The organism is Pseudomonas sp. AC247 (assembly GCF_979258015.1).
On record NZ_OZ409829.1, the window covers coordinates 4118199 to 4143321 of the forward strand.

At 58.7% G+C, this 25123-nt stretch carries 21 protein-coding genes; 9 read left to right on the top strand and 12 right to left on the bottom strand.

Annotation, left to right across the window (positions count from 1 at the left end):
- Nucleotides 1–22: 22 nt before the first annotated feature.
- On the top strand, nt 23–718 hold the full coding sequence (gene aqpZ, locus ACZZ0B_RS18595; RefSeq protein ID WP_463545951.1) for an aquaporin Z: 696 nt from the start codon (nt 23–25) through the stop codon (nt 716–718).
- A gap of 108 nt (nt 719–826) precedes the next feature.
- On the opposite strand, the gene ACZZ0B_RS18600 is transcribed toward aqpZ, so the two are convergent.
- Entirely contained in the window at nt 827–1951 is a 1125-nt protein-coding gene (locus ACZZ0B_RS18600) for a GNAT family N-acetyltransferase (protein ID WP_463545952.1), read from the bottom strand.
- 283 nt (nt 1952–2234) lie between these two features.
- Here ACZZ0B_RS18600 and ACZZ0B_RS18605 point away from each other — a divergent pair, with 283 nt between their 5' ends.
- On the top strand, nt 2235–3557 hold the full coding sequence (locus ACZZ0B_RS18605) for a putative porin (protein ID WP_008086417.1): 1323 nt from the start codon (nt 2235–2237) through the stop codon (nt 3555–3557).
- A gap of 152 nt (nt 3558–3709) precedes the next feature.
- On the opposite strand, the gene ACZZ0B_RS18610 is transcribed toward ACZZ0B_RS18605, so the two are convergent.
- The 5 genes from ACZZ0B_RS18610 to aceK all read right to left on the bottom strand — a co-directional run bounded on the left by ACZZ0B_RS18610 (nt 3710) and on the right by aceK (nt 12046).
- A complete protein-coding gene (locus ACZZ0B_RS18610; RefSeq protein ID WP_463545953.1) occupies nt 3710–3943 on the bottom strand; it encodes an anti-sigma factor family protein in 234 nt (77 codons plus the stop codon).
- Nucleotides 3937–4551: an RNA polymerase sigma factor gene (locus tag ACZZ0B_RS18615; protein WP_008086874.1), complete on the bottom strand. Its 615-nt coding sequence runs from the start codon at nt 4549–4551 to the stop codon at nt 3937–3939. Before ACZZ0B_RS18615 ends, ACZZ0B_RS18610 begins: the two co-directional genes overlap by 7 nt.
- Before the next feature lie 119 nt (nt 4552–4670).
- Nucleotides 4671–5792: a beta-ketoacyl-ACP synthase III gene (locus ACZZ0B_RS18620; RefSeq protein WP_158835475.1), complete on the bottom strand. Its 1122-nt coding sequence runs from the start codon at nt 5790–5792 to the stop codon at nt 4671–4673.
- A gap of 388 nt (nt 5793–6180) precedes the next feature.
- Nucleotides 6181–10092 carry an ATP-dependent RNA helicase HrpA gene (gene hrpA / locus ACZZ0B_RS18625; RefSeq protein WP_463545954.1) on the bottom strand — a complete coding sequence of 1304 codons (3912 nt, stop codon included), beginning with the start codon at nt 10090–10092 and terminating at the stop codon, nt 6181–6183.
- Between the two features lie 232 nt (nt 10093–10324).
- Nucleotides 10325–12046: a bifunctional isocitrate dehydrogenase kinase/phosphatase gene (aceK, locus tag ACZZ0B_RS18630; protein WP_440096287.1), complete on the bottom strand. Its 1722-nt coding sequence runs from the start codon at nt 12044–12046 to the stop codon at nt 10325–10327.
- 442 nt (nt 12047–12488) lie between these two features.
- Here aceK and ACZZ0B_RS18635 point away from each other — a divergent pair, with 442 nt between their 5' ends.
- On the top strand, nt 12489–14114 hold the full coding sequence (locus ACZZ0B_RS18635; protein ID WP_463545955.1) for a methyl-accepting chemotaxis protein: 1626 nt from the start codon (nt 12489–12491) through the stop codon (nt 14112–14114).
- Nucleotides 14115–14198: 84 nt separating this feature from the next.
- Nucleotides 14199–15107 (top strand): DMT family transporter, encoded by a 909-nt coding sequence (locus tag ACZZ0B_RS18640; RefSeq protein WP_463545956.1) that lies wholly within the window; start codon nt 14199–14201, stop codon nt 15105–15107.
- An 89-nt stretch (nt 15108–15196) separates the two neighbouring features.
- Here ACZZ0B_RS18640 and ACZZ0B_RS18645 read toward each other — a convergent pair whose 3' ends face one another.
- A complete protein-coding gene (locus ACZZ0B_RS18645; protein ID WP_463545957.1) occupies nt 15197–16060 on the bottom strand; it encodes a DMT family transporter in 864 nt (287 codons plus the stop codon).
- Nucleotides 16061–16555: 495 nt separating this feature from the next.
- On the opposite strand from ACZZ0B_RS18645, the gene ACZZ0B_RS18650 reads away from it, so the two are divergent.
- Together ACZZ0B_RS18650 and ACZZ0B_RS18655 are read left to right on the top strand one after the other, a co-directional pair.
- Nucleotides 16556–17056 (top strand): hypothetical protein, encoded by a 501-nt coding sequence (locus ACZZ0B_RS18650; protein WP_463545958.1) that lies wholly within the window; start codon nt 16556–16558, stop codon nt 17054–17056.
- Entirely contained in the window at nt 17053–17256 is a 204-nt protein-coding gene (locus ACZZ0B_RS18655; protein WP_238552730.1) for a hypothetical protein, read from the top strand. The genes ACZZ0B_RS18650 and ACZZ0B_RS18655 overlap by 4 nt, the downstream gene beginning before the upstream one ends.
- Before the next feature lie 80 nt (nt 17257–17336).
- On the opposite strand, the gene ACZZ0B_RS18660 is transcribed toward ACZZ0B_RS18655, so the two are convergent.
- The 3 genes from ACZZ0B_RS18660 to cysK all read right to left on the bottom strand — a co-directional run bounded on the left by ACZZ0B_RS18660 (nt 17337) and on the right by cysK (nt 20913).
- On the bottom strand, nt 17337–18569 hold the full coding sequence (locus ACZZ0B_RS18660; RefSeq protein ID WP_463545959.1) for a TerD family protein: 1233 nt from the start codon (nt 18567–18569) through the stop codon (nt 17337–17339).
- Nucleotides 18570–18743: 174 nt separating this feature from the next.
- Nucleotides 18744–19682 carry an aspartyl/asparaginyl beta-hydroxylase domain-containing protein gene (locus tag ACZZ0B_RS18665; protein WP_463545960.1) on the bottom strand — a complete coding sequence of 313 codons (939 nt, stop codon included), beginning with the start codon at nt 19680–19682 and terminating at the stop codon, nt 18744–18746.
- 256 nt (nt 19683–19938) lie between these two features.
- Nucleotides 19939–20913, bottom strand: coding sequence for a cysteine synthase A (cysK, locus tag ACZZ0B_RS18670; protein WP_008085926.1), 975 nt, complete (start codon nt 20911–20913; stop codon nt 19939–19941).
- Between the two features lie 128 nt (nt 20914–21041).
- On the opposite strand from cysK, the gene ACZZ0B_RS18675 reads away from it, so the two are divergent.
- Nucleotides 21042–22118 carry a DUF748 domain-containing protein gene (locus ACZZ0B_RS18675; RefSeq protein WP_008085924.1) on the top strand — a complete coding sequence of 359 codons (1077 nt, stop codon included), beginning with the start codon at nt 21042–21044 and terminating at the stop codon, nt 22116–22118.
- Here ACZZ0B_RS18675 and ACZZ0B_RS18680 read toward each other — a convergent pair.
- Nucleotides 22115–22612, bottom strand: coding sequence for a helix-turn-helix domain-containing protein (locus tag ACZZ0B_RS18680; RefSeq protein WP_440096294.1), 498 nt, complete (start codon nt 22610–22612; stop codon nt 22115–22117). The two genes, ACZZ0B_RS18675 and ACZZ0B_RS18680, sit on opposite strands and share 4 nt — an antisense overlap.
- On the bottom strand, nt 22600–22830 hold the full coding sequence (locus tag ACZZ0B_RS18685; RefSeq protein WP_440096295.1) for a DUF4160 domain-containing protein: 231 nt from the start codon (nt 22828–22830) through the stop codon (nt 22600–22602). Before ACZZ0B_RS18685 ends, ACZZ0B_RS18680 begins: the two co-directional genes overlap by 13 nt.
- A gap of 201 nt (nt 22831–23031) precedes the next feature.
- Here ACZZ0B_RS18685 and ACZZ0B_RS18690 point away from each other — a divergent pair, with 201 nt between their 5' ends.
- Both ACZZ0B_RS18690 and ACZZ0B_RS18695 read left to right on the top strand, forming a co-directional pair.
- The gene (locus tag ACZZ0B_RS18690) at nt 23032–23877 is read left to right on the top strand and encodes an AAA family ATPase (protein WP_064119651.1); all 846 of its coding nucleotides are present in this window, start codon (nt 23032–23034) and stop codon (nt 23875–23877) included.
- A gap of 12 nt (nt 23878–23889) precedes the next feature.
- Nucleotides 23890–25068: a vWA domain-containing protein gene (locus ACZZ0B_RS18695; RefSeq protein ID WP_008085921.1), complete on the top strand. Its 1179-nt coding sequence runs from the start codon at nt 23890–23892 to the stop codon at nt 25066–25068.
- Nucleotides 25069–25123 lie beyond the last annotated feature (55 nt).

Here is a 25123-nt window from a genome sequence, read left to right on the forward strand (position 1 = left end):
AAAGCTATCAAGGACTCTTCTCATGTCTCTGTTCAAACGTTCAGTTACTGAGTTGCTGGGTACGTTCTGGTTGGTGTTGGGTGGTTGTGGCAGTGCGGTGATCGCCGCGTCTTCGCCACTGGGAATCGGGGTGCTGGGGGTGGCCCTGGCGTTTGGTCTGACGGTGTTGACCATGGCGTTCGCCATCGGCCACATCAGCGGCTGTCATCTCAACCCGGCCGTGTCGGTCGGTCTGTTTGTCGGCGGTCGGTTCCCGGCCAAGGAGTTGCCGGCCTACATCATCGCGCAAGTGCTCGGCGCGATCCTCGCAGCAGCGCTGATCGCGCACATCGCCAGCGGCAAGGAAGGTTTTGACATTGCTGCCGGCCTGGCGTCCAACGGTTACGGCGAGCACTCCCCCGGCAAATACTCGATGGCGGCGGGGTTTGTCACTGAGCTGGTGATGACTGCGATGTTCGTGATCATCATCCTCGGCGCAACTGACAGACGCGCTCCGCCGGGGCTGGCGCCGATCGCTATCGGCCTGGGCCTGACCCTGATCCACCTGATCTCCATCCCCGTCACCAACACTTCGGTCAACCCGGCACGCAGCACCGGACCAGCACTGATCGTCGGTGGCTGGGCGCTGGCGCAGTTGTGGATGTTCTGGGTCGCCCCGCTGATTGGCGCGGTGCTGGGTGGCGGCCTCTACCGCTGGCTGGGCAAAGAACAAACCTGAGCGCAACAAATTCCCACGTAGGAGCTGCCGAAGGCTGCGATCTTTTGATCTTGCCTTTTAAAAACCAGGATCAAAAGATCGCAGCCTTCGGCAGCTCCTACATGGGATTCAGGTTTGGCGGTAGGGCAAGGCGGATTTTGCTTCTTCGGCGTAGGCGAGGATGCCGGCGCGCTCTTGCTGGAGGAAGTCTTTGACTGCGGCTTTCAAGCCCGGATGGCGCAGGTAATGCCACGAGTGGGTGATCACCGGTTCGAAACCACGAATCAGTTTGTGTTCACCCTGAGCGCCCGCATCGAATCGCTGATAACCCTGGGCGATCGCATACTCCATGCCCTGATAAAAACACGTCTCGAAATGCAACCGGTCAAACTCGGCCAGGCAACCCCAATATCGCCCGTAGAAACTGTCGCCGCCAACCAGGCTGAACGCCATCGCCACCGGCCGTGAACCCTGTTTGGCCAGCACCACGCGAATCGCTTCAGGCATGCGCTCGGCCAACAAACTGAAGAATTCCCGCGTCAGGTACGGCGTTTGTCGGCGCACCGCGTAAGTGTTGGCGTAACAGGCATAGACGAAATCCCACTGCGCCTCGTCCAGCTCGCGCCCCTCCAGCCACTCGAACTCGAAGCCCTGCCCCGCCACTTGCTCGCGCTCTTTGCGCATCTGCTTGCGCTTACGCGAAGCGAGCACGTCGAGAAAATCCTGAAAGTCGCGGTAACCACGATTCTGCCAGTGGTACTGACAGCCGATGCGCTGCAGCCAGCCCGGTTGCTCGGCCATCGCCGCATCGGTGAACGGGTCGGTGAAGTTGATGTGTGCGCCGGAAAGCCCTTCGATTTCCAGATAGCTCGGCAGGCTTTTCAGCAGCTCAAAACCGTCTTCGACATTGGCTGCCAACAAACGCGGGCCGCTGACCGGACTGAACGGCACAGCGGTCAACAACTTGGGGTAGTAATCGATGCCGGCACGGGCGCAGGCGTCGGCCCAGCCGTGATCGAACACGTACTCGCCATAGGAATGCCATTTGCGATAGCTGGGCAGCGCGGCAATCAGTCGTCCGCCCTCAATGTGCAGCAAATGCTCCGGTTGCCACCCGGTGTGCGGGCCAACGCAGCCACTGTCTTCCAGCGCGCTGAGGAAGGCATGGCGCAGAAACGGCTGATTGTCCGGTACCAGTGCGTCCCATGTCGCCGGGGCGATTTCTGACAGGTTTTGCAGGCATTGCAACGGCATCGAGGAGCTCTCCACAACAGGACTTCAGCGCCCGGCGAGTATCGCTGATTGTGCGGCATTGCACACCCGCATTCGGCCGACAGCGCTCTAGATCAATAGTTCACGGCCGTTGCACATCGTCATCAAGCTGCCATCACTGTGCCACTGCGCTGTCATAAACCATCGCGATACTGGCGCCTGTTTTTAGAGCGCCGGGTTCTACCCGGACACTGTTTTCCGACGCTAAAACCGTCGGTTGTGCCCAGGATGGTTCAGCCATCCCCTCTCATCTTCGGAGATTGCTATGCGTCTTGCTTCCACGAAAACTGCGGCGGCCCTGTGCGGTGGCCTGTTACTGGCCATGAGCGTTCCGGCCAGTGCTGCAGTCGACGCCAAACTGCTCGACATGCTCAAGGCTAACGGTTCGATTTCCCAGGCGCAGTACGTTGAACTGCAAACTGAACTGGCCAAGGATCAGAAGGCTCAGCAAATCGCGCAACAGGCGCAGCAAGAGACCAACGAACAAGTTGCGGCGGTCGCGAAGAAAAGCAACGAACAAAGTGCCTTCGACCAGAAACTGGCCTGGGCTGCGAAGACCCAGTTCAAGGGCGATGTGCGTATCCGTCAGGAAACCATCAAGATCGACGGCGAACCGAACAACGGCGGCCGCGACAAGGATCGTCAGCGCATCCGTGCCCGTCTCGGCGCCTACACCGAGATCAACCCGCAAGTCGACACCGGCATCCGTATCGCCACCGGCGGCGGCGACGACGCTCGTTCGACCAACCAGGACCAGGACAACTACTTCGACAAGAAGCAGATCTGGCTCGATCTGGGCTACATCGACTACCACCCGGATCAGATCAAGAACCTGCACATTATCGGCGGCAAGATGCTGCAACCGTGGGTCAGCATGGGCGACGTCATCTGGGACAGCGACATCAACCCGGAAGGTCTGGCTGTCACCTACAAATATCCACTGGGCAGCAGCGCCGAACTGTTCGGTAGCCTGGGCAACTACAACCTCAAAGACAACGTCGACGGCGATGGCGTGCAATTCCGTCACGACCTGCGCCTGACTGCCGGCCAGTTAGGTAGCCGCTTCAATATCACTGACAATCTGAAAATGACCCTGGGCGGCAGCGTCTACGCCTACCAGAACGACGAAGACAGCCGCTGCACCGGGACTTCCACACCGTGCGCCCTGGCCGTCAACGGCAACTCGGCCAACAACGAATTCCGTCTGTATGAAGGCTTCAGCCAGCTCGACATCGGCGGCCTGCCAATGCCACTGTCGTTCTACGGTCAGTACGTGAAGAACAACGATGCGGTGACCGATCAGGACACGGCCTGGTTGCTCGGTGCGAAGTCGAAAGTGTTCGGTCTGAACCTCGACTACAACTATCGTGACGTGCAGCGCAACGCCGTGGTCGGTGCCTTCACCGACTCCGACTTTGCCAACGGCACCACCGGTTCCCGTGGTCACAAGTTCAAGGTCGGTTACGACATCGACAAGAACTTTGCCATTGGCGCTACGTACTTCCTGACCAAGGCCGACTTCGCCAGCCGAACCCAGCGTGACGCGGACGCCAACACTCTGCAGCTGGACGCGGAAGCCAAGTTCTAAAACGCTTCACCCTATAGCCCGGTGCGGGCGGGACGATCCCCATCATCCGTTCGTTTCACCCGCACCTTGCTATTCCCCCGTAGGAGCTGCCGAAGGCTGCGATCTTTTGATCTTTAAAAACAAGATCAAAAGATCGCAGCCTTCGGCAGCTCCTACAGGTCTTTGCGGCGTTGTTCGGCGAGGCGTTCGGCCAAGGCGTCCACGCCCTCTTCCGGTTTTTCCGGCAGCGCTTTCAGCGTGGCTTGCATCAATTTCATCTGGCGAATGAATCGCCGGCAATTGGGGCAGAACATCAAGTGATGACGCACCATCAATTTTTCCCGAAAGCTCAATTGCCCATCGAGATAATCGCTGGAGCGCGCCACTTGTTCCTTACAGGTCAGCATTCCCCGGTCTCCTCAAAATGCTCCACGGTCGCGAAGACTTTCAGCCGCGCACGATGCAGCAGCACACGGACATTGGAGAGCGAGATCTCCAGAAGATTACAGATCTCCTCCAACTCCAGCCCCTGGCGTTCACGCAACAGCAAAACGCTGCTTTGCAGTTCCGACAGGCTCAACAGCGTGTGTTCCAGACAGTCGCGCAACTCGCTCTCGGTCAGCAGCGCTTCCGGTGTGTCCTGGTGCCAGGCGAACGGGGCGATCAGCCAGTGGCCGTCGCCGGAAGAAAAGCGCTCGTCGTCGATGGTGCCATGGGGCGAAGGCAGGTCATCCATCAACACTTCGCGGCGATTTTGTTTGTAACGGCTTTTGGCTGAGTTGGCCGTGATGGTCAACAGCCAGGTCTTGAGACTGGAACGCCCTTCGAAACTGGCGATGTGTCGCACAACCGACAGCCAGGCGTCCTGCACCACTTCTTCGACATGACGCTGGCCAACAATCGCATAGGCCACGGCGCGCATGGCGCTCTGGTAAGTGCTGACCAACTCCTTGAAAGCTTTTTGCTCGCCGGCCAACAGGCGTTCGAGCAGTTGAGTGTCGTCCATTGCGGCCATTGGCGTCTCTTTGCAAAGCGTTAAAAACAAAAGATCGCAGCCTTCGGCAGCGCCTACAAGAACGGATTTCATACCATCCGTGTAGGCGCTGCCGCAGGCTGCGATCTTTTAAAACGCAATCAGCGTTTACGCAGAATCACGCTGCCGATCGAATAACCGGCACCGAACGAGCTCAGCACAGCCAGCGAACCGGCGGCCAGATCGTCCTGATACTTGTGGAACGCAATCACCGAACCGGCGGAGCTGGTGTTGGCGTAGGTGTCGAGAATCACCGGAGCTTCTTCTTCGGTGGCTTCGCGACCGAGCAGTTTGCGCACGATCAAGTGGTTCATGCTCAAGTTGGCCTGGTGCAGCCAGAAGCGTTTCACATCGCCAACGTTGAGCTGGTTCTCTTGCAGATGCTCACCGATCAGCTCGGCGACCATCGGGCAGACGTCCTTGAACACCTTGCGGCCTTCCTGCACGAACAGCTTGTCGCGGGCACCGACGCCCTCTTCTGCTGCACGGTTGAGGAAACCGAAGTTGTTGCGGATGTTGTTGGAGAACTTGGTCAGCAGTTTGGTGCTGACCACGTCGAACTGGTGCTTGGACGTCGCTGTTTCAGCGCGCTCGATGATCACCGCAGTCGCGGCGTCGCCGAAGATGAAGTGGCTGTCGCGGTCACGGAAGTTCAGGTGACCGGTGCAGACTTCCGGGTTGACCATCAGGATCGCCCGGGCCTGGCCCAGTTGCACGCTGTTGGCGGCGGCCTGAATACCGAAAGTCGCCGAGGAGCAGGCGACGTTCATGTCAAAACCGAAACCCTGGATACCCAGGGCTTCCTGAACTTCGATGGCGATGGCCGGATAGGCGCGTTGCAGGTTGGAGCAGGCAACGATCACGCCGTCGATGTCCGCGGCGGTTTTGCCGGCGCGTTGCAGGGCCTGTTCGGCAGCGCCGATGGCCATCTGGCAAAGCACCGACCATTCGTCGTTGGAACGCTCCGGCAGGCGCGGGGCCATGCGTTGCGGGTCGAGGATGCCGTCCTTGTCCATGACAAAGCGGCTCTTGATGCCCGAGGCTTTTTCGATGAACGCGGCGCTGGATTCGGTCAGGGCCTGGACTTCGCCGCTGGCAATGGCCTGGGCGTTGTCGGCGTTGAACTGCGCGACGTAGGTATTGAAAGACTGCACCAGCTCTTCGTTGGAGATGCTGTTGGCCGGGGTGTATAGGCCGGTGCCGCTGATGACGACGTTATGCATGGTCGTTTCTCTAATCTGTTCAGGCAGAAAGTGCTGGAACCGTCGTACCAACACACAAAGGGTCTATTCCCAACCGGGGGACACAAACCTGGCATCGCTTTATTCCGCTGCGCGACATCGCCGAAGGCTCTGGGTCGCGAAACCGGCGTTTATGGTCGCGAAGTTTGCCATAAACGCAGGGATTTGGCGCCTTTCTCAAGCACAACCGCCATTCACTGCAAGGGCGCACTTTTGTGGCGAGGGGATTTATCCCCGTTGGGTGGCGAAGCCGCCCCAAAACCTGACACCTCGGTTCATTAGTCATACCGAGAGTGTTGGTTTTGCGACTGCTGCGCAGCCGAGCGGGGATAAATCCCCTCGCCACAAGGGATCGGGGGATTACGCCAGATCAGGGTTCTACCTGGCTCCACTGTTTGTTCAGGCGTTTGTCGGAGATTGGCACCTTGGTGCCCAACTGCTGGGCGAACAGCGACACCCGGTATTCCTCCAGCCACCAGCGGTACAGCTCAAGCTGCGGATCGCGCTTGCCTTCCTGCGCGTGTTTGGCCGCGCGGGCCTGGTATTGCGCCCAGAGGCCGGCGAGTTCGCCGCTCCAGACGCGATCCTTCTGCACCTGCGCGCCAAGCTTCTCGAAACGCTGCTCGACCGCTTTCAAATAACGCGGGATTTCTTTGAGCCACTGCATCGGCGTTTCGCGGACAAACCCCGGATACACCAGATGGCTGATCTGCTGCTTGATGTCGTTCAGCGCCACAGCCTGCGCCAGATCGATCTTGCCCTTGAAGCGCTTTTGCAGAGCGTGCCAGACCTTGAGAATTTCCAGCGTCAGCCGCGCCACGCGTTCGGCGTGCTCAGTCCAGCCACCGCGTTTGCGTTCCGCCAACGCTGCCAGACCGGCGCCGTCACGCGGCAACGGGTCTTCGCCTTCGAGAATGCAGCTGTCGAGGCTGGCCAGCAAAATGTCTTCGATCAGCGCATCGACCCGACCCAGATCGCGATAAAGCAGGCCCAATTCGGTCTGCCCCGGCAACTTGCTGCGCAGGAATTTCGCCGGCTCGGCCAACTGCTGCATCAACAAGCGCTGCAACGCGCGACGGTGCTGGAATTCGGCCTCGGCCGGCGTCGAGAAACGCCCTTCCTTGACCGTGCCGCCCTCTTCAACCAGCGCCGGATACACCGTCATCGACAGCCCGGCGATCTTCTGTTGAGTCTTTTCCGCCACCGGCGCGAAGACCTTGGCCTCGACCGGCTGCTGACTTTTCGCAGTTTGCGGCACCGCCAATGCGGCCTGACTGGCTTCGGCAAACCGCGCGGTCAGCTCGGCCAGATCACGTCCTTCACCGAGGAACTTGCCCTGGGCGTCGACGATTTCCAGGTTCATCCGCAGATGCCCTTCAACCCCTTGCTCAGCTTCCGCCCACGCTTCATCGCTGACCCGCGCGCCGGTCATGCGCAACAGCTCACGCCCCAGCGCTTGCGGCAACGAACCTTCGGCAAAGGTCATGCGCTGCAAGGCAGCCTTGATGAAGTCCGGCACCGGCACGAAGTTCTTGCGCAGCGCTTTCGGCAGGTTGCGCACGAGGGCGATGCACTTGGCCTCGATCAGCCCCGGCACCAGCCACTCCAGACGCTCCGGCGGCAGCATCGGCAGCAGCGGCGCCGGCACCCGCAAGGTCACGCCGTCGCGCGGGTGATTGGGCTCGAAGTGATAGGTCAGCGCCAACTCCAGATCGCCGATGTGCAGCGTGTCCGGGTAGTGCAGCGCGGTGACTTCACTGGCCTCGCGGGCCAGCACGTCTTCTTCGCGCATGATCAACAACTGCGGATCTTTTTGACTGTTGATGCGATACCAGCTGTCGAACGTCGCGGTCTGATGGATCTCCGCCGGCAGCCGCGCGTCGTAGAACGCGTAAAGGGTTTCTTCGTCGGCGAGAATGTCACGGCGACGGGCCTTGGCTTCGAGTTCGTCGAGTTGTTCCAGCAGTTGTTTGTTGGCGCTCAGACACTTGGCTTTCGACTGAATCTCGCCGCGCACCAAACCTTCGCGGATAAACAGCTCACGCGAAACCACTGGATCGACCGGGCCGTAATGCACCGGGCGGCGACCGACCACGATCAATCCAAACAGGGTGATCTGTTCAAACGCCACGACCTGGCCGCGCTTCTTCTCCCAGTGCGGTTCGAAGTGGTTTTTCTTGATCAAGTGCCCGGCCAGCGGCTCGATCCAGTCGGCGTCGATCTTGGCGACCATGCGCGCGTATAGCTTGGTGGTTTCCACCAGTTCGGCGGTCATCAGCCATTGCGGGCGCTTCTTGCCGATGCCCGACGAGGGGTGAATCCAGAAGCGCCGCTGACGCGCGCCGAGGTAATCGCCGTCCTCGGTTTTCTGACCGATCTGGCTGAGCAAACCGACCAACACCGCTTTGTGCAGTTTCGGGTAATCCGCCGGCTCTTTATTAACGCTGAGCTGCATGTCGCGGCAGATCAGGCTCAACTGGCGATGGGAATCGCGCCATTCGCGTAGACGCAGATAGTTGAGGAAATTCTTCCGGCACCAGTTGCGCAACGGGCTTGCTGTCAGCGCTTGGCGTTGTTCTTCAAAACCACGCCATAAATTCACCAATCCGGCGAAGTCCGAGTCAATGTCTTTCCATTGCGCGTGGGCCTGATCGGCCGCTTGTTGACGCTCCGGCGGCCGCTCGCGTGGGTCTTGAATCGACATCGCACTGGCGACGATCAGCACTTCCTGCAGGCTGCCGAGTTTCGCCGCTTCAAGCAGCATGCGGCCCATGCGCGGGTCGACCGGCAAACGCGCCAATTGGCGACCGAGCGGCGTCAGCTGGCTGTTGCGATCCACTGCCGAGAGTTCTTGCAGCAGATTGAACCCGTCGCTGATCGCTTTGCCGTCCGGCGGCTCGATGAACGGGAATGCGGTGATCTCGCCAAGCCGTAGATGGAGCATCTGCAAAATTACAGCGGCGAGGTTGGTGCGCAGAATCTCCGGATCGGTGAATTCCGGGCGACCGAGGAAATCTTCTTCGCTGTACAAACGAATGCAGATGCCCGGCTCGACCCGGCCGCAGCGACCTTTTCGCTGATTGGCGCTGGCCTGGGAAATCGCCTCGATCGGCAGGCGCTGCACCTTGGCGCGGTAGCTGTAACGGCTGATGCGCGCGGTGCCGCTGTCGATCACGTAACGGATGCCCGGCACGGTCAGCGACGTCTCGGCAACGTTGGTTGCCAGCACCACGCGACGGCCCGGGTGCGACTGGAAAATCCGCTGCTGCTCGGCCGGAGACAGGCGCGCGTACAGCGGCAGAATTTCAGTGTGTTTGAGTTGGGCTTTACGCAGCATGTCGGCAGCGTCACGAATCTCGCGCTCGCCCGGCAGGAACACCAGCACATCACCCGGACTGCGGCGTTCGCTGCGCTCGTAAGCGGCGATTTCATCAAGGGTGGCGAGGATCGCCTGATCCACCGTCAGGTCATCCTCGACGCGGTTGCCCTCCTCGTCCTGCTCCAGCGTCAGCGGGCGATACCAGGTATCGACCGGGAAGGTACGGCCGGAGACTTCAACAATCGGCGCATCGTCGAAATGCTTGGAAAAACGCTCCAGATCGATGGTCGCCGAGGTGATGATGACTTTCAGATCCGGACGACGCGGCAGCAGGGTTTTCAGGTAACCAAGCAGGAAGTCGATGTTGAGGCTGCGTTCGTGGGCTTCGTCGACGATGATCGTGTCGTAGCGTTCGAGGTAGCGATCGTTCTGGGTTTCCGCGAGCAGGATGCCGTCGGTCATCAGCTTGATCAGGGTGTTGGCATCGCTCTGATCTTCAAAACGCACCTGATAGCCGACCAGCGACCCGAGCGGCGTGCCAAGTTCTTCGGCAACACGGCTGGCGACGCTGCGCGCAGCAATCCGGCGTGGCTGGGTATGGCCGATCAAGCCATGCTGGCCGCGCCCGATCTCCAGACAGATTTTCGGCAACTGGGTGGTTTTACCCGAACCGGTTTCGCCGGCGATGATCAGCACCTGGTGCTTTTCCAGCGCCTTTTTGATTTCGTCGCGCTTGGCGGCAATCGGCAAACTGTCGTCGTAACGAATCACCGGCAGGCTGGCCTTGCGCGCCAGCACCTGATCACAGGACGCCTGCATGCGCGTCACCCACTGGGCCAGTTTGGCCTCGTCAGGTTTCTTGCGCAGCTCAAGCAACTGCCGCCGCAGCCGGTGACGGTCGGCAAGCATGGCGTGGTCGAGGTTTTTCAGCAGTTTGTCGATGGAGGGCGATTCGTCGGTCATCGGGTAGGCAATTCGGTCGTCTATTTGTGCAGGGGGCCGATTGTCGCAGATTTGCGGCACCGAACACGACTGCGAGGTGCTCTTGTGGCGAGGGGATTTATCCCCGATCGGCTGCGCAGCAGTCGCCGACTGGATATCAACGTCGATCTGAAGCGTCTGAGTTGAATGGTTTTGGGGGTGCTTCGCACCCCATCGGGGATAAATCCCCTCGCCACAATGTATTCAGGGGGAGTTATTCGTTATCGAGGCCTTTGCGGCGGTACGGGAAGACGTCGATGATTTTGCCGGCGCGAATCGCCTCCTGCAGGCTCTTCCAGTAATCGGCGTTGTACAACTCGCCATGCAGTTGATCGAACAACTTGCGCTGCCCCGAATCAGCAAACAGGAACGGCGGAAATTCCTCGGGGAACACATCCAGTGGCCCGATCGAGTACCACGGTTCCGAGGCCATTTCGTCCTCCGGGGTGCGCGGCGCCGGGATGTGCCGGAAGTTGGCCTCGGTCAGAAAGCAGATCTCGTCATAGTCGTAAAACACCACGCGGCCGTGACGAGTAACGCCAAAGTTCTTCAGCAGCATGTCGCCGGGAAAGATATTCGCCGCCGCCAGTTGCTTGATCGCCAGGCCGTAATCCTCCAGCGCCTCGCGCACCTGGGCGTCGTTGGCGTTTTCCAGGTAGAGATTGAGCGGGGTCATTCGCCGCTCGGTCCAGCAGTGGCGGATCAGCACGGTTTCGCCTTCGACCGATACCGTCGATGGCGCGACTTCCAGCAATTCCTCAAGACACGCCGGATCGAACTTGCTCAGCGGAAAACGGAAATCGGCGAACTCTTGGGTATCGGCCATCCGCCCTACCCGGTCGACACTTTTCACCAGTCGGTACTTTTCGATCACCGTCGCTCGGTCGACGTTTTTCGACGGCGAGAACCGGTCCTTGATGATCTTGAACACGGTGTTGAAGCCCGGCAGGGTGAACACGCTCATGACCATGCCGCGCACACCGGGGGCCATGATGAATTGATCGTCGGTGTTGGCCAGGTGATTGATCAGCGCACGATAGAATTCGGATTTGCCGTGCTTGTAGAAACCGATCGAGGTGTACAGCTCGGCGATGTGCTTGCCCGGCAGGATGCGCCGCAGGAAGCCGATGAACTCCGCCGGCACCGGCACATCGACCATGAAGTAAGAACGGGTGAACGAGAAGATGATCGACACGTCGGCTTCGTCAGTGATCAACGCATCGATCTGAATCCCGCGCCCTTCGCGGTGCAGCAGCGGAATCACCAGCGGCCACTGTTCGTCGCGGGTGTAGATGCGCCCGACCAGATACGCGCCCTTGTTGCGGTAGAGCACCGAGGAAAACAACTCGACGCTGAGCTCCGGGTCCTTGCACACCCAGTCCGGCAGGTTCTCGCGCAGTTGCGCTTCGAGACGCCGCAGGTCGCCGGGCAAATCAGCGTAATCCTCGCTGAAACGGTAGTCGGCAAAAATGCTCGCGAGCATCCCCGACAACTGGCCCTGCGGCTTGTACGTGCGGGTTTGCGCGGCGCGGGCACGGCGCAGGCTCGGGCGTGTGGTGTGAATGAACATGCAGCCGTCGCTGATCAGGTCATGGCTGAACAGGCCGCAGAAAATCGAGTTGTACCAGGTCTCGGACAGCTCATCGTCGAAACGCAGGTCGATGACGCTGATATAGGCGCTTTTCACCAGCGGCCAGCAGCTGACATTCATCAGCGTTTCATCATCGAAATATTCGCGCAGACGGGCGATGGTTTCGCCGACTTTTTCTTCGTAAAGGTTGATCCGCGCCGCCGACGCGGTTTGGGTCTCCTGCCAGCGTGCCTGCTCGAAGCGCTCGCGGGCGCCATCCGTGATCCGCCGGAAATGCTCGCGGTAATCGTCAAAGCCATCGAGGATCATGCGGGCGATGTCGGTGGCTGGCCATTGCTGCGGCATAAAGGAGACCTCGGCGTGCGTTTGGAAATCTGTGCCTGAGCTTAGCCACGGATGCGGGCACAGGTGAAGTGCAATTTCTGCCAAAAGCACGGCAAGTTCGTACAACGATCCTGTAGGAGCCAAGCTTGCTCGCGAAGGGGCCTTTGAATCCGACACAGTTTTTTGCAAAGTTTTTTAAATCGACCGTTCGGTCAAAAAATCACCTGTTCAGTCTCGCGGGTGCCTTTGCGCCAGCCCGCGAAATAACCGGCCTTGGCAGACAATTACCAGTGCACCTCTCTAGCCCGCGGTTTTCCCGCAACGGGGCGATGCTTCGTGACACCACCCGGATTGGTCTTACCAAAATAGTGGCACTTTGATATACATCCCGCCATCACCCCCCGCAAAACAAGATCCTCGCTGACGAGGACGACCTCTCCCTCAAAGATCAAGGAGCACAAAGATGTCTATCCGCAATCTGCGCATCGGTTTGCGCGCCAGTTTGAGTTTTGCCGTTTTGGCCGGTCTGCTGGTGGTGGTTGGCCTGTTCGGGCTTGCCCAGATGAAGACCCTGCGCGAGAGCGCAGCGGTGATCGAAGAATCATGGATGCCGAGCATCGAAAGCATTCATGACGCGGCGGCGAACATCGCCAGCATCCGTCTCGAATCGTTGCGCCTGACGGCCAATACCCAGGCAGCCAGTCGAGACAGAAGCAAAGGCATTCTCAAGGCGCAGCGTGAAGAACTGCTCAAACGCCTCAGCGACCACAAGGCCTTGATTGCCAGTGATGAAGAACAGGCAATGCTCGACAGCTTGAGTATCGCCGTCGGCAAATACCTGAGCATCCTCGATCAGATCGTCAGCCAGATCGACGCAGGCCAGAACGAACAGGCTTCCGCCCGTTTGAACAACGAATTGGCGCCGCAGGGCGCAGTGCTCGACAAGACGCTGGAGGCAATGATCACGCTCAATCAGCAAGGCGCCGATGCCGCGGCCGAAGCAGCGGCGGCGATGTATCAGCGGGCACTGTGGATTGTCGCGACGATCATCGTGGTCGCGTTGATCGCCACCCTGCTGCTGGCCTGGGCGCTGACTCGCAGCATCACCACGCCGATCAATCAGGCGCTGGAGGTGGCGCGACGCATTGCCGCCGGCAACCTCAGTGGCGCGATTGCCAGCAGCGGTAAAGACGAGGCCGCGCAGTTGCTCGACGCCCTCGCCGAGATGCAGGGCAATCTGCGCTCGACCATTCGCGGTATCAGCGAATCGGCGCAGCAACTGGCTTCCGCTGCCGAGGAAATGAGTTCGGTGATGGAACAAAGCACCCGTGGCCTGCAGCGGCAGAACGATCAAATCGAACAGGCCGCCACCGCCGTGACCGAGATGAGTACGGCAGTGGATGAAGTCGCGGCCAACGCGGTGTCCAGCGCCGAGGCGTCCGAGGCGTCGAACGAGGACAGCAAGCACGGCCATGTGCAGGTCAGCGAAACCATCAGCTCGATTCAAGAACTGGTCAGCGCCGTGCTCGGCGCGTCCGAGCAAGCTGAAGGCTTGGCCACACAGGCGCAGGACATCAGCAAAGTGCTGGAAGTGATTCGCGGGATTGCCGGGCAGACCAATCTGTTGGCGCTCAACGCCGCGATCGAAGCGGCGCGCGCCGGTGAGGCCGGGCGCGGTTTCGCGGTGGTCGCCGATGAGGTGCGCTCGCTGGCGCAACGCACACAGAACTCCACCGAAGAAATCGAGCTGATGATCAGCAGCATCCAGCAAGGCACCGGCGCCACTGTCGGGGCGCTGCAAAGTAGTGCCGAGCAGGCGGGGCAAACCTTGCGCCGCGCCAACAGTGCCGGGCAGGCCCTGGAGAAAATCACCGCATCGATTGCGCAGATCAATCAACGCAATCTGGTGATCGCCAGCGCCGCCGAGCAGCAGGCACTGGTGGCCCGCGAGGTCGATGAAAATCTGGTGACCATCCGCGATCTGTCGACGCAAACCGCTGCCGGCGCCACGCAGACCTCTGCCGCCAGTCAGGAACTGTCGCGCCTGGCCGTTGACCTCAACGGGCTGGTCACGCGTTTTGTAATCTGAGCAAAAAGTTGCATGCCCGAATAGCGGTTGCCTTCATCAGGGCGCTCGGCAACACTCTCGTCCCGATTCTGGAAGGAGACCGCCGTGAGCCCTCTCGATATTTTCCGTATGTTGTCGCTGGCGGCCATCTGGGGCGCGAGTTTTCTGTTCATGCGCATTATTGCGCCAGTGATCGGCACGATTCCGACCGGATTCTTTCGCGTGTCGATAGCCGCCGTCGGCCTGCTGGTGATTCTCGGGCTGATGCGCATCAGTTGGGATTTCAAAGGCAAACTGAAAACCGTAATGCTGCTCGGCGTGATCAACTCAGGCATTCCGGCAACGTTGTACTCGGTGGCCGCGCAGGTGCTGCCGGCTGGCTATTCAGCAATTTTCAACGCCACCACGCCATTGATGGGCGTGCTGATTGGCGGGTTGTTCTTCAGTGAAAAACTCACCGCCGCGAAACTCGGCGGAGTGTTTCTCGGCCTGTTCGGTGTCGGTGTGCTGACGCGCGCCGGTCCCGTGGCATTCGACATGCAACTGCTGATGGGCGCCCTCGCCTGCCTGCTGGCGACCACCTGTTATGGCTTTGCCGGATTCCTCGCACGGCGCTGGCTGGATCAGGCCGGTGGATTGGACAGCCGTCTTTCCGCCTTGGGCAGCATGCTCGGGGCGACACTGTTCCTGCTGCCGCTGTTTGCCTACAGCGTGGCCACTCAGCCGCCCGTCAGCTGGGGTGGCTGGAATGTCTGGCTGTCGTTGCTTGGCCTGGGTCTGGGGTGCACGGCGTTTGCCTACATCGTTTACTTCCGCCTGCTGAGCTCCATCGGCCCGGTGAAATCAATGACCGTGACCTTCATGATTCCGCCGTTCGGCGTGCTGTGGGGGGCGTTGTTGCTGGATGAGCCGCTGTCGATGGCGCACATCTACGGCGGGGTGTTGATTGCGATCGCGTTGTGGCTGGTGTTGAAGCCTGCGACGGCAAAATCAGTTGAGGTGAACGCCCGGTAGGAGCTGCCGCAGGCTGCGATCTTTTGATGTTGTTTTTAACCACAAGATCAACAGATCGCAGCCTGCGGCAGCTCCTACAGGGGTTGGCGTTACTTGGGTTTACGGAATACGAATGCCAGACCGATGATGATCAACAGCATCCCCAGCACACTCAGTGCTGCCAGACGATTGCCGAAAATCAGGTAATCCATCACCGCGGTCACCGCCGGGACCAGATAGAACAGGCTGGTGACGTTCACCAGATTGCCCCGCGCAATCAGGCGATAGAGCAGCAGTGTCGCCAGCACCGAGACCACCAGCCCCATCCACAACACCGGCACGATAAAACCGGTGCTGTGCTCAAAGTGGAACGGCTGGAACGGCACAAAAATCCCGCACAACAACAGCCCCGCCAGATACTGCACCGGCAACGTGCCGAGCGGATTGTCGGTGATGCGTTTCTGCATGATCGAACCGAGGGTCATGCTCGCCAGCGCCAGCAGTCCGAAGAGCATCCCCGTCCAGGACATCCCGGCCAGGCCGATGCCCTGGTAAACCACCATGATCAGCCCCGCCAGCCCCAGCGCCAGCCCGAACATCCGGCTCGCCGAGCGCTGCCGCTCCATCAACACAACGGTGAGAATCGGCTGCACGCCCATGATGGTTGCCATCACCCCCGGCGTGACTTTGCTGTTCAGCGCCAGCAAATAGAAAATCTGATAGGCCCCGAGCAACACCACGCCGGTGGCAATCGCATACAGCATCGGCCGGCCAGTCTTGGGCAACTTCAGCCTGAGTAACGGCGCCAGCAGCACCAGCCCGCACAGGGCGATCGCAAAGCGGATCAGCAGAAAGGCAAATGGCGAAGCGTGAGCCAGGCCCCATTTGGAGAAGATCGCCCCGCTGCTCCACAGCAGAACGAACAGGCTCGTGGACGCCGCCGCGAGCGCGGATTTTTTCGAAAGGACAAACATGAATACCACCTGTAGTCAGGCAAAAAGCCAACTCAGCCGAAGCTGAAGTTCAGTAGGTTTTTTCAGGCGGGCACAGGGGTCAGCAAAAAACGCCGATCAGCCCGAAACGCCAACACCCGGCGGTGATACGACTGCGCACACCGGCGTGCTACTGACAGGTGGGGGGTAATGACTGATCTGCTGTGGCTGCTGATTCCCGCACGGCACGACGCCAGCGTTGACCGCTGAATCGACTACCGCGTTGATGTGGGATGCAGGCATGAGTGCAGATCTTTTTTGAGGTTGAGGTGAGTGAACCGACTGGCTCACGAGGGCTGAATATAACCAGCCAGGAACACAGATTGCAATGACTTGGGCAAAGGGCCGGTAGCGACAGCTGGGTGGGAGGTGAATAGGCTGGGTTGCAAGGCGATGCCCGACTATGGGGGGACAGGGAATGTACGAAATCACATGCCAAGGGAAAGAACTCAACTTCGATATCAGCTGTACAGATCAATGGCTAGAAAACAGGCAAGTAGCAGTATTGCTCTACTCCAGCATCAACTGGAACGAGAAAAACGTGCCGTCACCGATTTGTCGAAGGTACGCTTCGAACCCATCGACACTCTTGCAGTGAATGCCTCGTTACGCTGGGAGACACCGCAATTCTGTTGGCGTGAAGTCATGACATGGAAAGCTCGAGAGCCGCTGTCACTGGACTTTTCGATCTGGTTTGAAGATGAGTTGTGTGGGCTGTGTTTCGCAAATCCGAACAACAGTCGCAGGAGAATTCGAATCGTTCGTCTGGAGGGGCGTTCGGGAGAGGCTCACCCACTGAAAAACCGAATTGGAACGCTGGCACTGATCGTGATTGAACAGTACGCGCGGATCATCGGCAGTGAGGTACTAGAGGTTCAGGAACCTTTGGTGGGTGCAATTTCCCATTATCAAGAACTTAGCTTCCGCTTTGATGCACAGGGATGCCTTGTCAAAAACGTAGGGAACCGCGTATCGTGAAAACTGCTCAATTAATGATCAGCACTGGTGAAAACGTGAACAAGCCGGTTAAAAAGTCATCCATCAGACCAGGCGGACCTTTAAGCGCCAAAAAAGATGCCGATGTCAGGCTGACTGCCAGTCAACAGCGACTACTGCAAATCCTTATAACGGGTACCGAAACCAAAGAGCCCAACGTACTCGCAGCAGGTCGTCTGTAAATACTCTGGTGATAAACCGCTCCACTGGAGCGGTTTATATGTGGCTACATTCAGTCTCAGCGACAAGTCGTCCCTGGCACTCAGACGTAACGTTTACTACCACTGTTCTCCGGCGGATAGCCTTTGAACACCTCAGGCCCGTCCATGGTCAGCACCAGCTTGTCGCCCTGGCGTGTGAGCCACGGGGTCGCTTCGCTCGTGCTCTCTGATGTGATGCCGGAGGGACTCAGTTCAATGTGATCAAGGTCGATCTCGATCAAACCGATCACGTAGGTGTAGACCGTGCTGCTGAATTCATCGTCCTGGAATTCGAAAGCGCACTCGACAACCTGATTGCCGTACTCCATGCGCATTTTCGGTTTCAGCGAAGCCACCGAAACGGCGCCGTTGTCCAGCGCAGAATAGACACTGCAAACCAACGCAACCTTGCCACCCATTTGCGGGGAGATGGCCGGGTTGATGTCGACTGTTTCGATGGCCGGTGCCGAATCGCTGGCGCTGACCACGTCGCCGGTGTGGAACACGAAAGGATCGATATCGAAGGCGCCACTCTTGTCCGGAGCCTGGATGAAGGACATTCGGCCATCGGGGCGCAGAATGCCGATCCGGAGGTCGAGATCGTCATTGTCGTCATCATCGCCGTTATCCACCCAGGTCGCGCTGACGCGGATGACTTTCGGTGCCGACGGGCCTTTTTCCAGGGAGACCTTGTGGCTGGTGCCCGGCTTGTCGAGGGTGATCAGTGACTTGGTAATGTTCACCGGTTTGGCAGCGGGAGCCGCTGGCGCTTCTTCTTCAACATCCACCCCGTAGAGGCCGCACAGCCCGGCCAGTCCCGAGGCAAAACCCTGCCATACCGAACGCGCCTTGCACTGGCCGTTTCGCACGTACAGATCGAGCACGATAATGCCCGTTTCCTGGGTGAAACTACCCGGCGCGAGCTCCAGAACCTGATCGCCGACGACCACTTGGGCGCGCAGGTCCTTTACAGCGGCAAAACCACCACTGCCATCCTGAGTCAGGGTGATGGCGATCTTGGTGATACCCGCCGGCATGCGCGAAAGATCAAAACCGATGCGGTGGCTGACAATGCCGCTCTGTGTGACCGGTGCGATGAACATGGCGGCGCCGGACGCATGTTCCGGTGCGTTGAAAAACACCATGTCGCTGTCACTGGTGACCTTGCCGGCCTCAGTGACGAGAAACGCCGTGAGGTTCACGTCCAGATTGTCGCCTGCGGCATGAGTGACCACGACGTGCCCATTGGGCAGGTCCAGGAAGGTGTTTTCGCCAGGCTTGAGGGATTGATTCAAGGGGAGTCGCCTATTCCATGGGGTGTATGGCAGCACACTGCGGGTGCTGCGCCTTCATTGAGAGCTTGCGCGTGAGAGTTTAACGGCTGGCAGATGGCAGTGGTGCGTTGTAACAGTTTTGACCCGCATAAAAAAACCGCTCATTTAGAGCGGTTCCTTTAAACGAGACCGACTTTACCCAAACAGCCAATAGCCCAACAACGTCAGTACCACAACGGCCAATACCGGACGCATGATGCGGTAGGCCTTGGGGTTGCGGCGCTTCCACTGTTTGACCACTCCGCTGAACTTGTCGCTGAAGGTCTTGCTCCAGGCGTAAGCCTGGTTGATCCCGCCGACGCGTTCATCATCGAGGTTCTGCGGTGCGGTCGCACGGCCGAGCCAAGCGCTGATGGTTCGGTTGATGCGGGTCATGAAACGGTTGCTCAGTGGTCGCTCGACGTCGCAGAACAGAATCACCCGGGTCTTTTCGGTTTCGTTCTTCACCCAGTGCACGTAGGTCTCGTCGAACATCACGTCTTCACCGTCGCGCCAGGCGTAGACCTGACCGTCGACGAAGATCCGGCAATCGTCGGAGTTGGGTGTCGACAGACCGAGGTGATAGCGCAAGGAGCCGGCAAACGGATCGCGGTGTGGGTTGAGATGACTACCGCCCGGCAACAGCGCGAACATGGCGCCCTTGACGTTGGGAATCGCACTGACCAGCGCCACGGTTTTCGGGCACAGGGTTTCGGCCGACGGCAGCGGTTTGTCGTACCACTTGAGGTAGAAACGCTTCCAGCCCTTTTTGAAGAACGACCCGAAACCGGCGTCATTGTTCTTCTCGGCGGCGCGGATGTAGCCCTCGTCGAACAGGTGCATCGCTTCGTCGCGAATGGTTTCCCAGTTGTCGCGCAGTACATCCAGTTCCGGGAATTTGCTGCGATCCAGGTAAGGCTTCGACGGCACGCCGGAAAACATGTACATCAAAGCGTTGTACGGGGCGAACAGCGCCGAATGGTTGACGAACTGACGCAGTACCGGCAAACGCGCCTTGCCGCGCAAATGCACATAGAGCGTGCTGCCCAGAAACAGCAACAGCACGAACGCCTTGGCGGCAAACGAAAAGGTCATCAACAACTCCTTGAATAAAGACAACGCTGCACAATGCCATTTACCCGGCATGGCAGCCGGCCATGATAAACACTACCGGCTTCGGGAAAAACCCGCTTCAGCCAAGATTCAGTGTTAAGGATTGCGCAACAAAGCGCTTATTAACATAACGATCCTGAACCTTGGCTGACCTGAATCATGAAGATCAAAAGATCGCAGCCTGCGGCAGCTCCTACAGCGACGGATTGAATATCCAGGAACTGCTGCAGGCTGCGACTTATTGCTGGGTCTCCTGCTCGGTGAACAGGTCGCTGAACAACATGCTCGACAGATAACGCTCGCCCGAGTCCGGCAGAATCACCACAATGGTTTTGCCCTGCATTTCCGGGGTTTCTGCCAGACGCACGGCCACGGCCATCGCTGCGCCACACGAAATCCCGCAGAGAATGCCTTCTTCCTGCATCAGGCGCAGGGCCATGGCCTTGGACTCTTCGTCAGTCACCAGCTCAACCCGATCCACCATCGACAGATCGAGGTTTTTCGGCACAAAACCGGCACCAATGCCCTGAATCTTGTGCGGGCTGGGCTTGATCTCTTCACCGGCCAGCGCCTGGGTGATCACCGGAGAGGACACCGGCTCCACGGCCACGGAAAGAATCGGTTTGCCCTGGGTATTCTTGATATACCGCGAAACGCCAGTGATGGTTCCGCCGGTGCCGACACCCGCCACCAACACGTCGACAGCGCCGTCGGTGTCGTTCCAGATTTCCGGGCCGGTGGTTTTTTCATGAATCGCCGGGTTGGCCGGGTTATCGAACTGCGCCGGCATGAAGTATTTATCGACATCGCTGGCGACGATTTCAGCGGCCTTCTCGATCGCGCCCTTCATGCCCTTGGCTGGCTCGGTCAGCACCAGTTCAGCGCCCAAGGCCTTGAGCACTTTGCGGCGCTCGATGCTCATGGAAGCCGGCATGGTCAGCATCAACTTGTAACCGCGAGCGGCGGCCACAAACGCCAGACCGATACCGGTATTACCCGAGGTCGGCTCGACGATGGTCATGCCCGGCTTGAGTTTGCCGCTGCTTTCGGCGTCCCAGATCATGTTGGCGCCGATCCGGCACTTGACCGAATAACCGGGGTTGCGCCCCTCGATCTTGGCCAGAATGGTCACGCCACGCGGCGCAATACGGTTGATCTGCACCAGCGGTGTGTTACCGATGGAATGGGCGTTGTCGGCAAAAATACGGCTCATGGCTGGGTCCTTATGCAGCGTTGAATTCAGCGCTCCAAGGTATGCCTGTTGCCCAGCACAGTCCAGTCGGGGCGAACGTCTGCAACACACAGTAGTCAATCGCTTTACATCGTTCGGGAATTGTCACCATGAAACGTCGCTACAGCTGGCCGTTATGGACTTTTGCGGGAATCGTCGTGCTGCTGATCGCACTGCACATCGCCCTGCCTTACGTGGTACGCGACTACCTGAACGACAAACTGGCGAATATGGGCGATTACCGTGGCCAGATCACCGATGTTGACCTGGCGTGGTGGCGCGGCGCCTACAAAATCAACGGCCTGAAGATCGTCAAAGTCGACGGCAAAGTACCGGTGCCGTTCGTCAATGCGCCGTTGATCGACCTTTCAGTCAGTTGGCACTCGCTGTGGTACGACCATGCCGTCGTCGCTCAAGTGAAGTTCTTCAAACCTGAAATCAACTTCGTCGACGGTGGCGCCAACAAACAGAATTCCCAAACCGGTCAAGGCACCGACTGGCGTGAGCAGTTGGGCAAGTTGTTGCCAATCACCCTCGACGAAGTGCAGATCAACGATGGTCGTATCAGTTTCCGTAACTTCAACTCCAAACCGCCGGTGAACATGAATGCCACTGACGTCAACGCGAGCATCTACAACCTGACCAATGTGGTCGACAAGGAAGGTAAACGCGACGCCCGTTTCGAAGGCAAAGCCTTGCTACTCGGCCACGCGCCGCTGGAAACCACCGCCACCTTCGATCCGTTGAGCAATTTCGAAGACTTCGAATTCCGCCTGCGTGCCAAAGACATCGAACTCAAAAGCATGAATGACTTCGCCTCGGCCTACGGCAAGTTCGATTTCAATGCCGGCCACGGTGACGTGGTCATCGAAGCCAAAGCCAAAAAGGCGCAAGTCAACGGCTACATCAAACCGCTGTTGCGCGACGTAGAAGTCTTCAACTGGCAGCAGGACGTGGAAAACAAGAACAAAAGCATCTTCCGCTCCGTCTGGGAAGCGCTGGTCGGCGGCACGGAAACCGTGCTGAAGAATCAGGCAAAAAACCAGTTCGCGACCAAGGTTGAGCTGAGCGGCAATGTGCATCAGCAAAATATCAGCGCGTTTGAAGCGTTTTTGCAGATTTTGCGTAATGGTTTTGTGCAGGCCTTTAATGCGCGGTATGAGCGGCCTAAACCGGATGCAGGTTAGGGCTTTCGATTGACGATATAGCGACCGGACTCTTCTGCTGCCATTGTCGACTGCTGCTGCAAAGAGTCCCATCCCAAGCACGCTAGCGCCAAAGAGCGCGGCACCGCTTCACGACCATTGCTGTAGCGGCTGATACTACGAGCACTGATACCCAACGCCTCAGCGGCCTGATTGAGCGAAAGGCCCGTCCGGGCGCGCCATTCAATGAAAATCCGAGTGTTTTCATCAGGCGCATTCTGAGCCAGCGCATCCATATAAAGTGTATCTGCGCCAATCTGAATATCGGGTTCAAGCCACTCGACCGTCCAGCCGTCGTCGTCCAATGCCGCCGTCGCAAACACTTCGGGATCAAGTAATGGTCGTAGACCTGGATAAGCGTGAACATCGCGTTCCAGATCAAGTGTCAGCTCTTGACCATCAATAAAGGTCAGTGCCAACCGATAGTCTGGCAGTGCGCTCACAGTAGATAGGCGAGGCCGTTTCATGGGTAACATCGTTTCCAGTCCTCCAGCAGTTGCGCCTGATGGGAGGCAACCCACGCCAGCGCTTCTTTGATAATCAGTGGCGGCGCCTTGCCCGTCATCACTTCAACGGTCTCAAGACTCAGCATCACATCTACCCCTCCACCGATCAGGTGAACATGGGGTGGCGGGTGATCCTTCTCGCGCAACTGAATGCGGTATTTTTCGCGAAATCGGTATTTAGTCGTCATGCCCCAGAGGCTATCGCCAAATCGGCGATACCTGAATACTGGCCATGCGCCGAGACTGAGTCAACATGTGACGCCCCATTCAGAGACTGAATAAGCCGTCTGCGTTCACAGTCGACCGGCCTGCGCGTTATAGTCGGGCATCCGATTATTTCGCCCCCGCCCTGCCCGTTCAGGTCGGCGTTACCGTTCGAGGATTAGCAGATGAAGTTCGAAGGCACCCAGGCCTACGTCGCCACCGATGACCTGAAGCTGGCGGTCAACGCCGCCATCACCCTGGAGCGGCCGCTGCTGGTCAAGGGCGAGCCGGGCACCGGCAAGACCATGCTCGCCGAGCAACTGGCTGAATCGTTCAACGCCAAATTGATCACCTGGCACATCAAGTCCACCACCAAGGCCCATCAGGGCCTGTACGAGTACGATGCGGTCAGCCGTCTGCGCGACTCGCAGCTGGGCACTGAAAAAGTCCACGACGTGCGCAACTACCTGAAGAAAGGCAAGCTGTGGGAGGCTTTCGAGTCCGAAGAGCGGGTCATTCTGCTGATCGACGAAATCGACAAGGCCGACATCGAGTTCCCCAACGACCTGCTGCAAGAACTCGACAAGATGGAGTTCTACGTTTACGAGATCGACGAGACCATCAAGGCCAAGAAGCGCCCGATCATCATCATTACCTCCAACAACGAGAAAGAGCTGCCGGACGCCTTTCTGCGCCGCTGCTTCTTCCACTACATCGCCTTCCCGGATCGTCCGACCCTGCAGAAAATCGTCGACGTGCATTACCCGGACATCAAGAAGGATCTGGTCAGCGAAGCGCTGGACGTGTTCTTCGATGTACGCAAGGTGCCGGGCCTGAAGAAGAAGCCGTCGACTTCCGAGCTGGTCGATTGGCTGAAACTGCTGATGGCCGACAATATTGGCGAAGCCGTGCTGCGCGAACGCGATCCGACCAAGGCCATTCCGCCACTGGCCGGTGCTTTGGTGAAGAACGAACAGGACGTGCAACTGCTTGAGCGTCTGGCGTTCATGAGCCGTCGCGGTTCTCGCTAAGAGGCTGATGCCATGTTGCTCAACCTGTTCAATGAAATGCGTGCCGCAAAGGTGCCGGTGTCGGTGCGCGAGTTGCTCGACCTGATCAACGCGCTGAAACAGCGCGTGACCTTCGCCGACATGGACGAGTTCTATTACTTGTCGCGGGCGATTCTGGTGAAGGACGAACGCCATTTCGACAAATTCGACCGTGCGTTCGGCGCCTACTTCAATGGCTTGGAAAAGCTCGACGATCACTTGCAGGCGCTGATTCCCGAAGACTGGCTGCGCAAGGAGTTCGAGCGCTCGCTGAGCGACGAGGAACGCGCGCAAATCCAGTCCCTCGGCGGTCTCGACAAACTGATCGAAGAATTCAAGAAGCGTCTGGAAGAACAGAAGGAACGCCACGCCGGCGGCAACAAGTGGATTGGCACTGGTGGCACCAGCCCGTTCGGTTCCGGCGGTTTCAACCCGGAAGGCATTCGGGTGGGCGATGCCGGCAAGCGCCAGGGCAAAGCGGTAAAAGTCTGGGATCAGCGCGAATACAAGAACCTTGATGACTCGGTGGAACTGGGCACGCGCAATATCAAAGTCGCTCTGCGTCGACTGCGTAAATTTGCTCGCCAGGGCGCGGCGGAAGAACTTGATATCGACGGCACCATCGACCACACCGCTCGCGACGCCGGATTGCTGAATATCCAGATGCGCCCGGAGCGCCGCAACACGGTGAAGCTGTTGTTGCTGTTCGATATCGGCGGCTCGATGGACGCCCACGTCAAGATCTGCGAGGAGCTGTTCTCGGCCTGCAAGACCGAGTTCAAGCATCTGGAGTACTTCTACTTCCACAACTTCGTTTATGAGTCGGTGTGGAAGAACAACATGCGCCGCACTTCCGAGCGCACCTCGACGCAGGATCTGCTGCACAAGTACGGCGCTGACTATAAGGTGATTTTCATTGGTGACGCAGCGATGGCGCCGTATGAAATCACCCAGGCTGGCGGCAGTGTCGAGCACTGGAACGAAGAGCCGGGTTATGTGTGGATGCAGCGGTTCATGGAGAAGTACAAGAAGCTCATCTGGATCAATCCGTATCCGAAAGATACCTGGGGGTATACCTCGTCGACCAATATCGTGAGGGATTTGATCGAGGATCAGATGTATCCGTTGACGCTGCGTGGGCTTGAGGAAGGGATGCGGTTTTTGTCCAAATAATCTGCTTTGCCTGGGCGGACGCTATCGCGAGCAGGCTCACTCCTACATTTGGAAT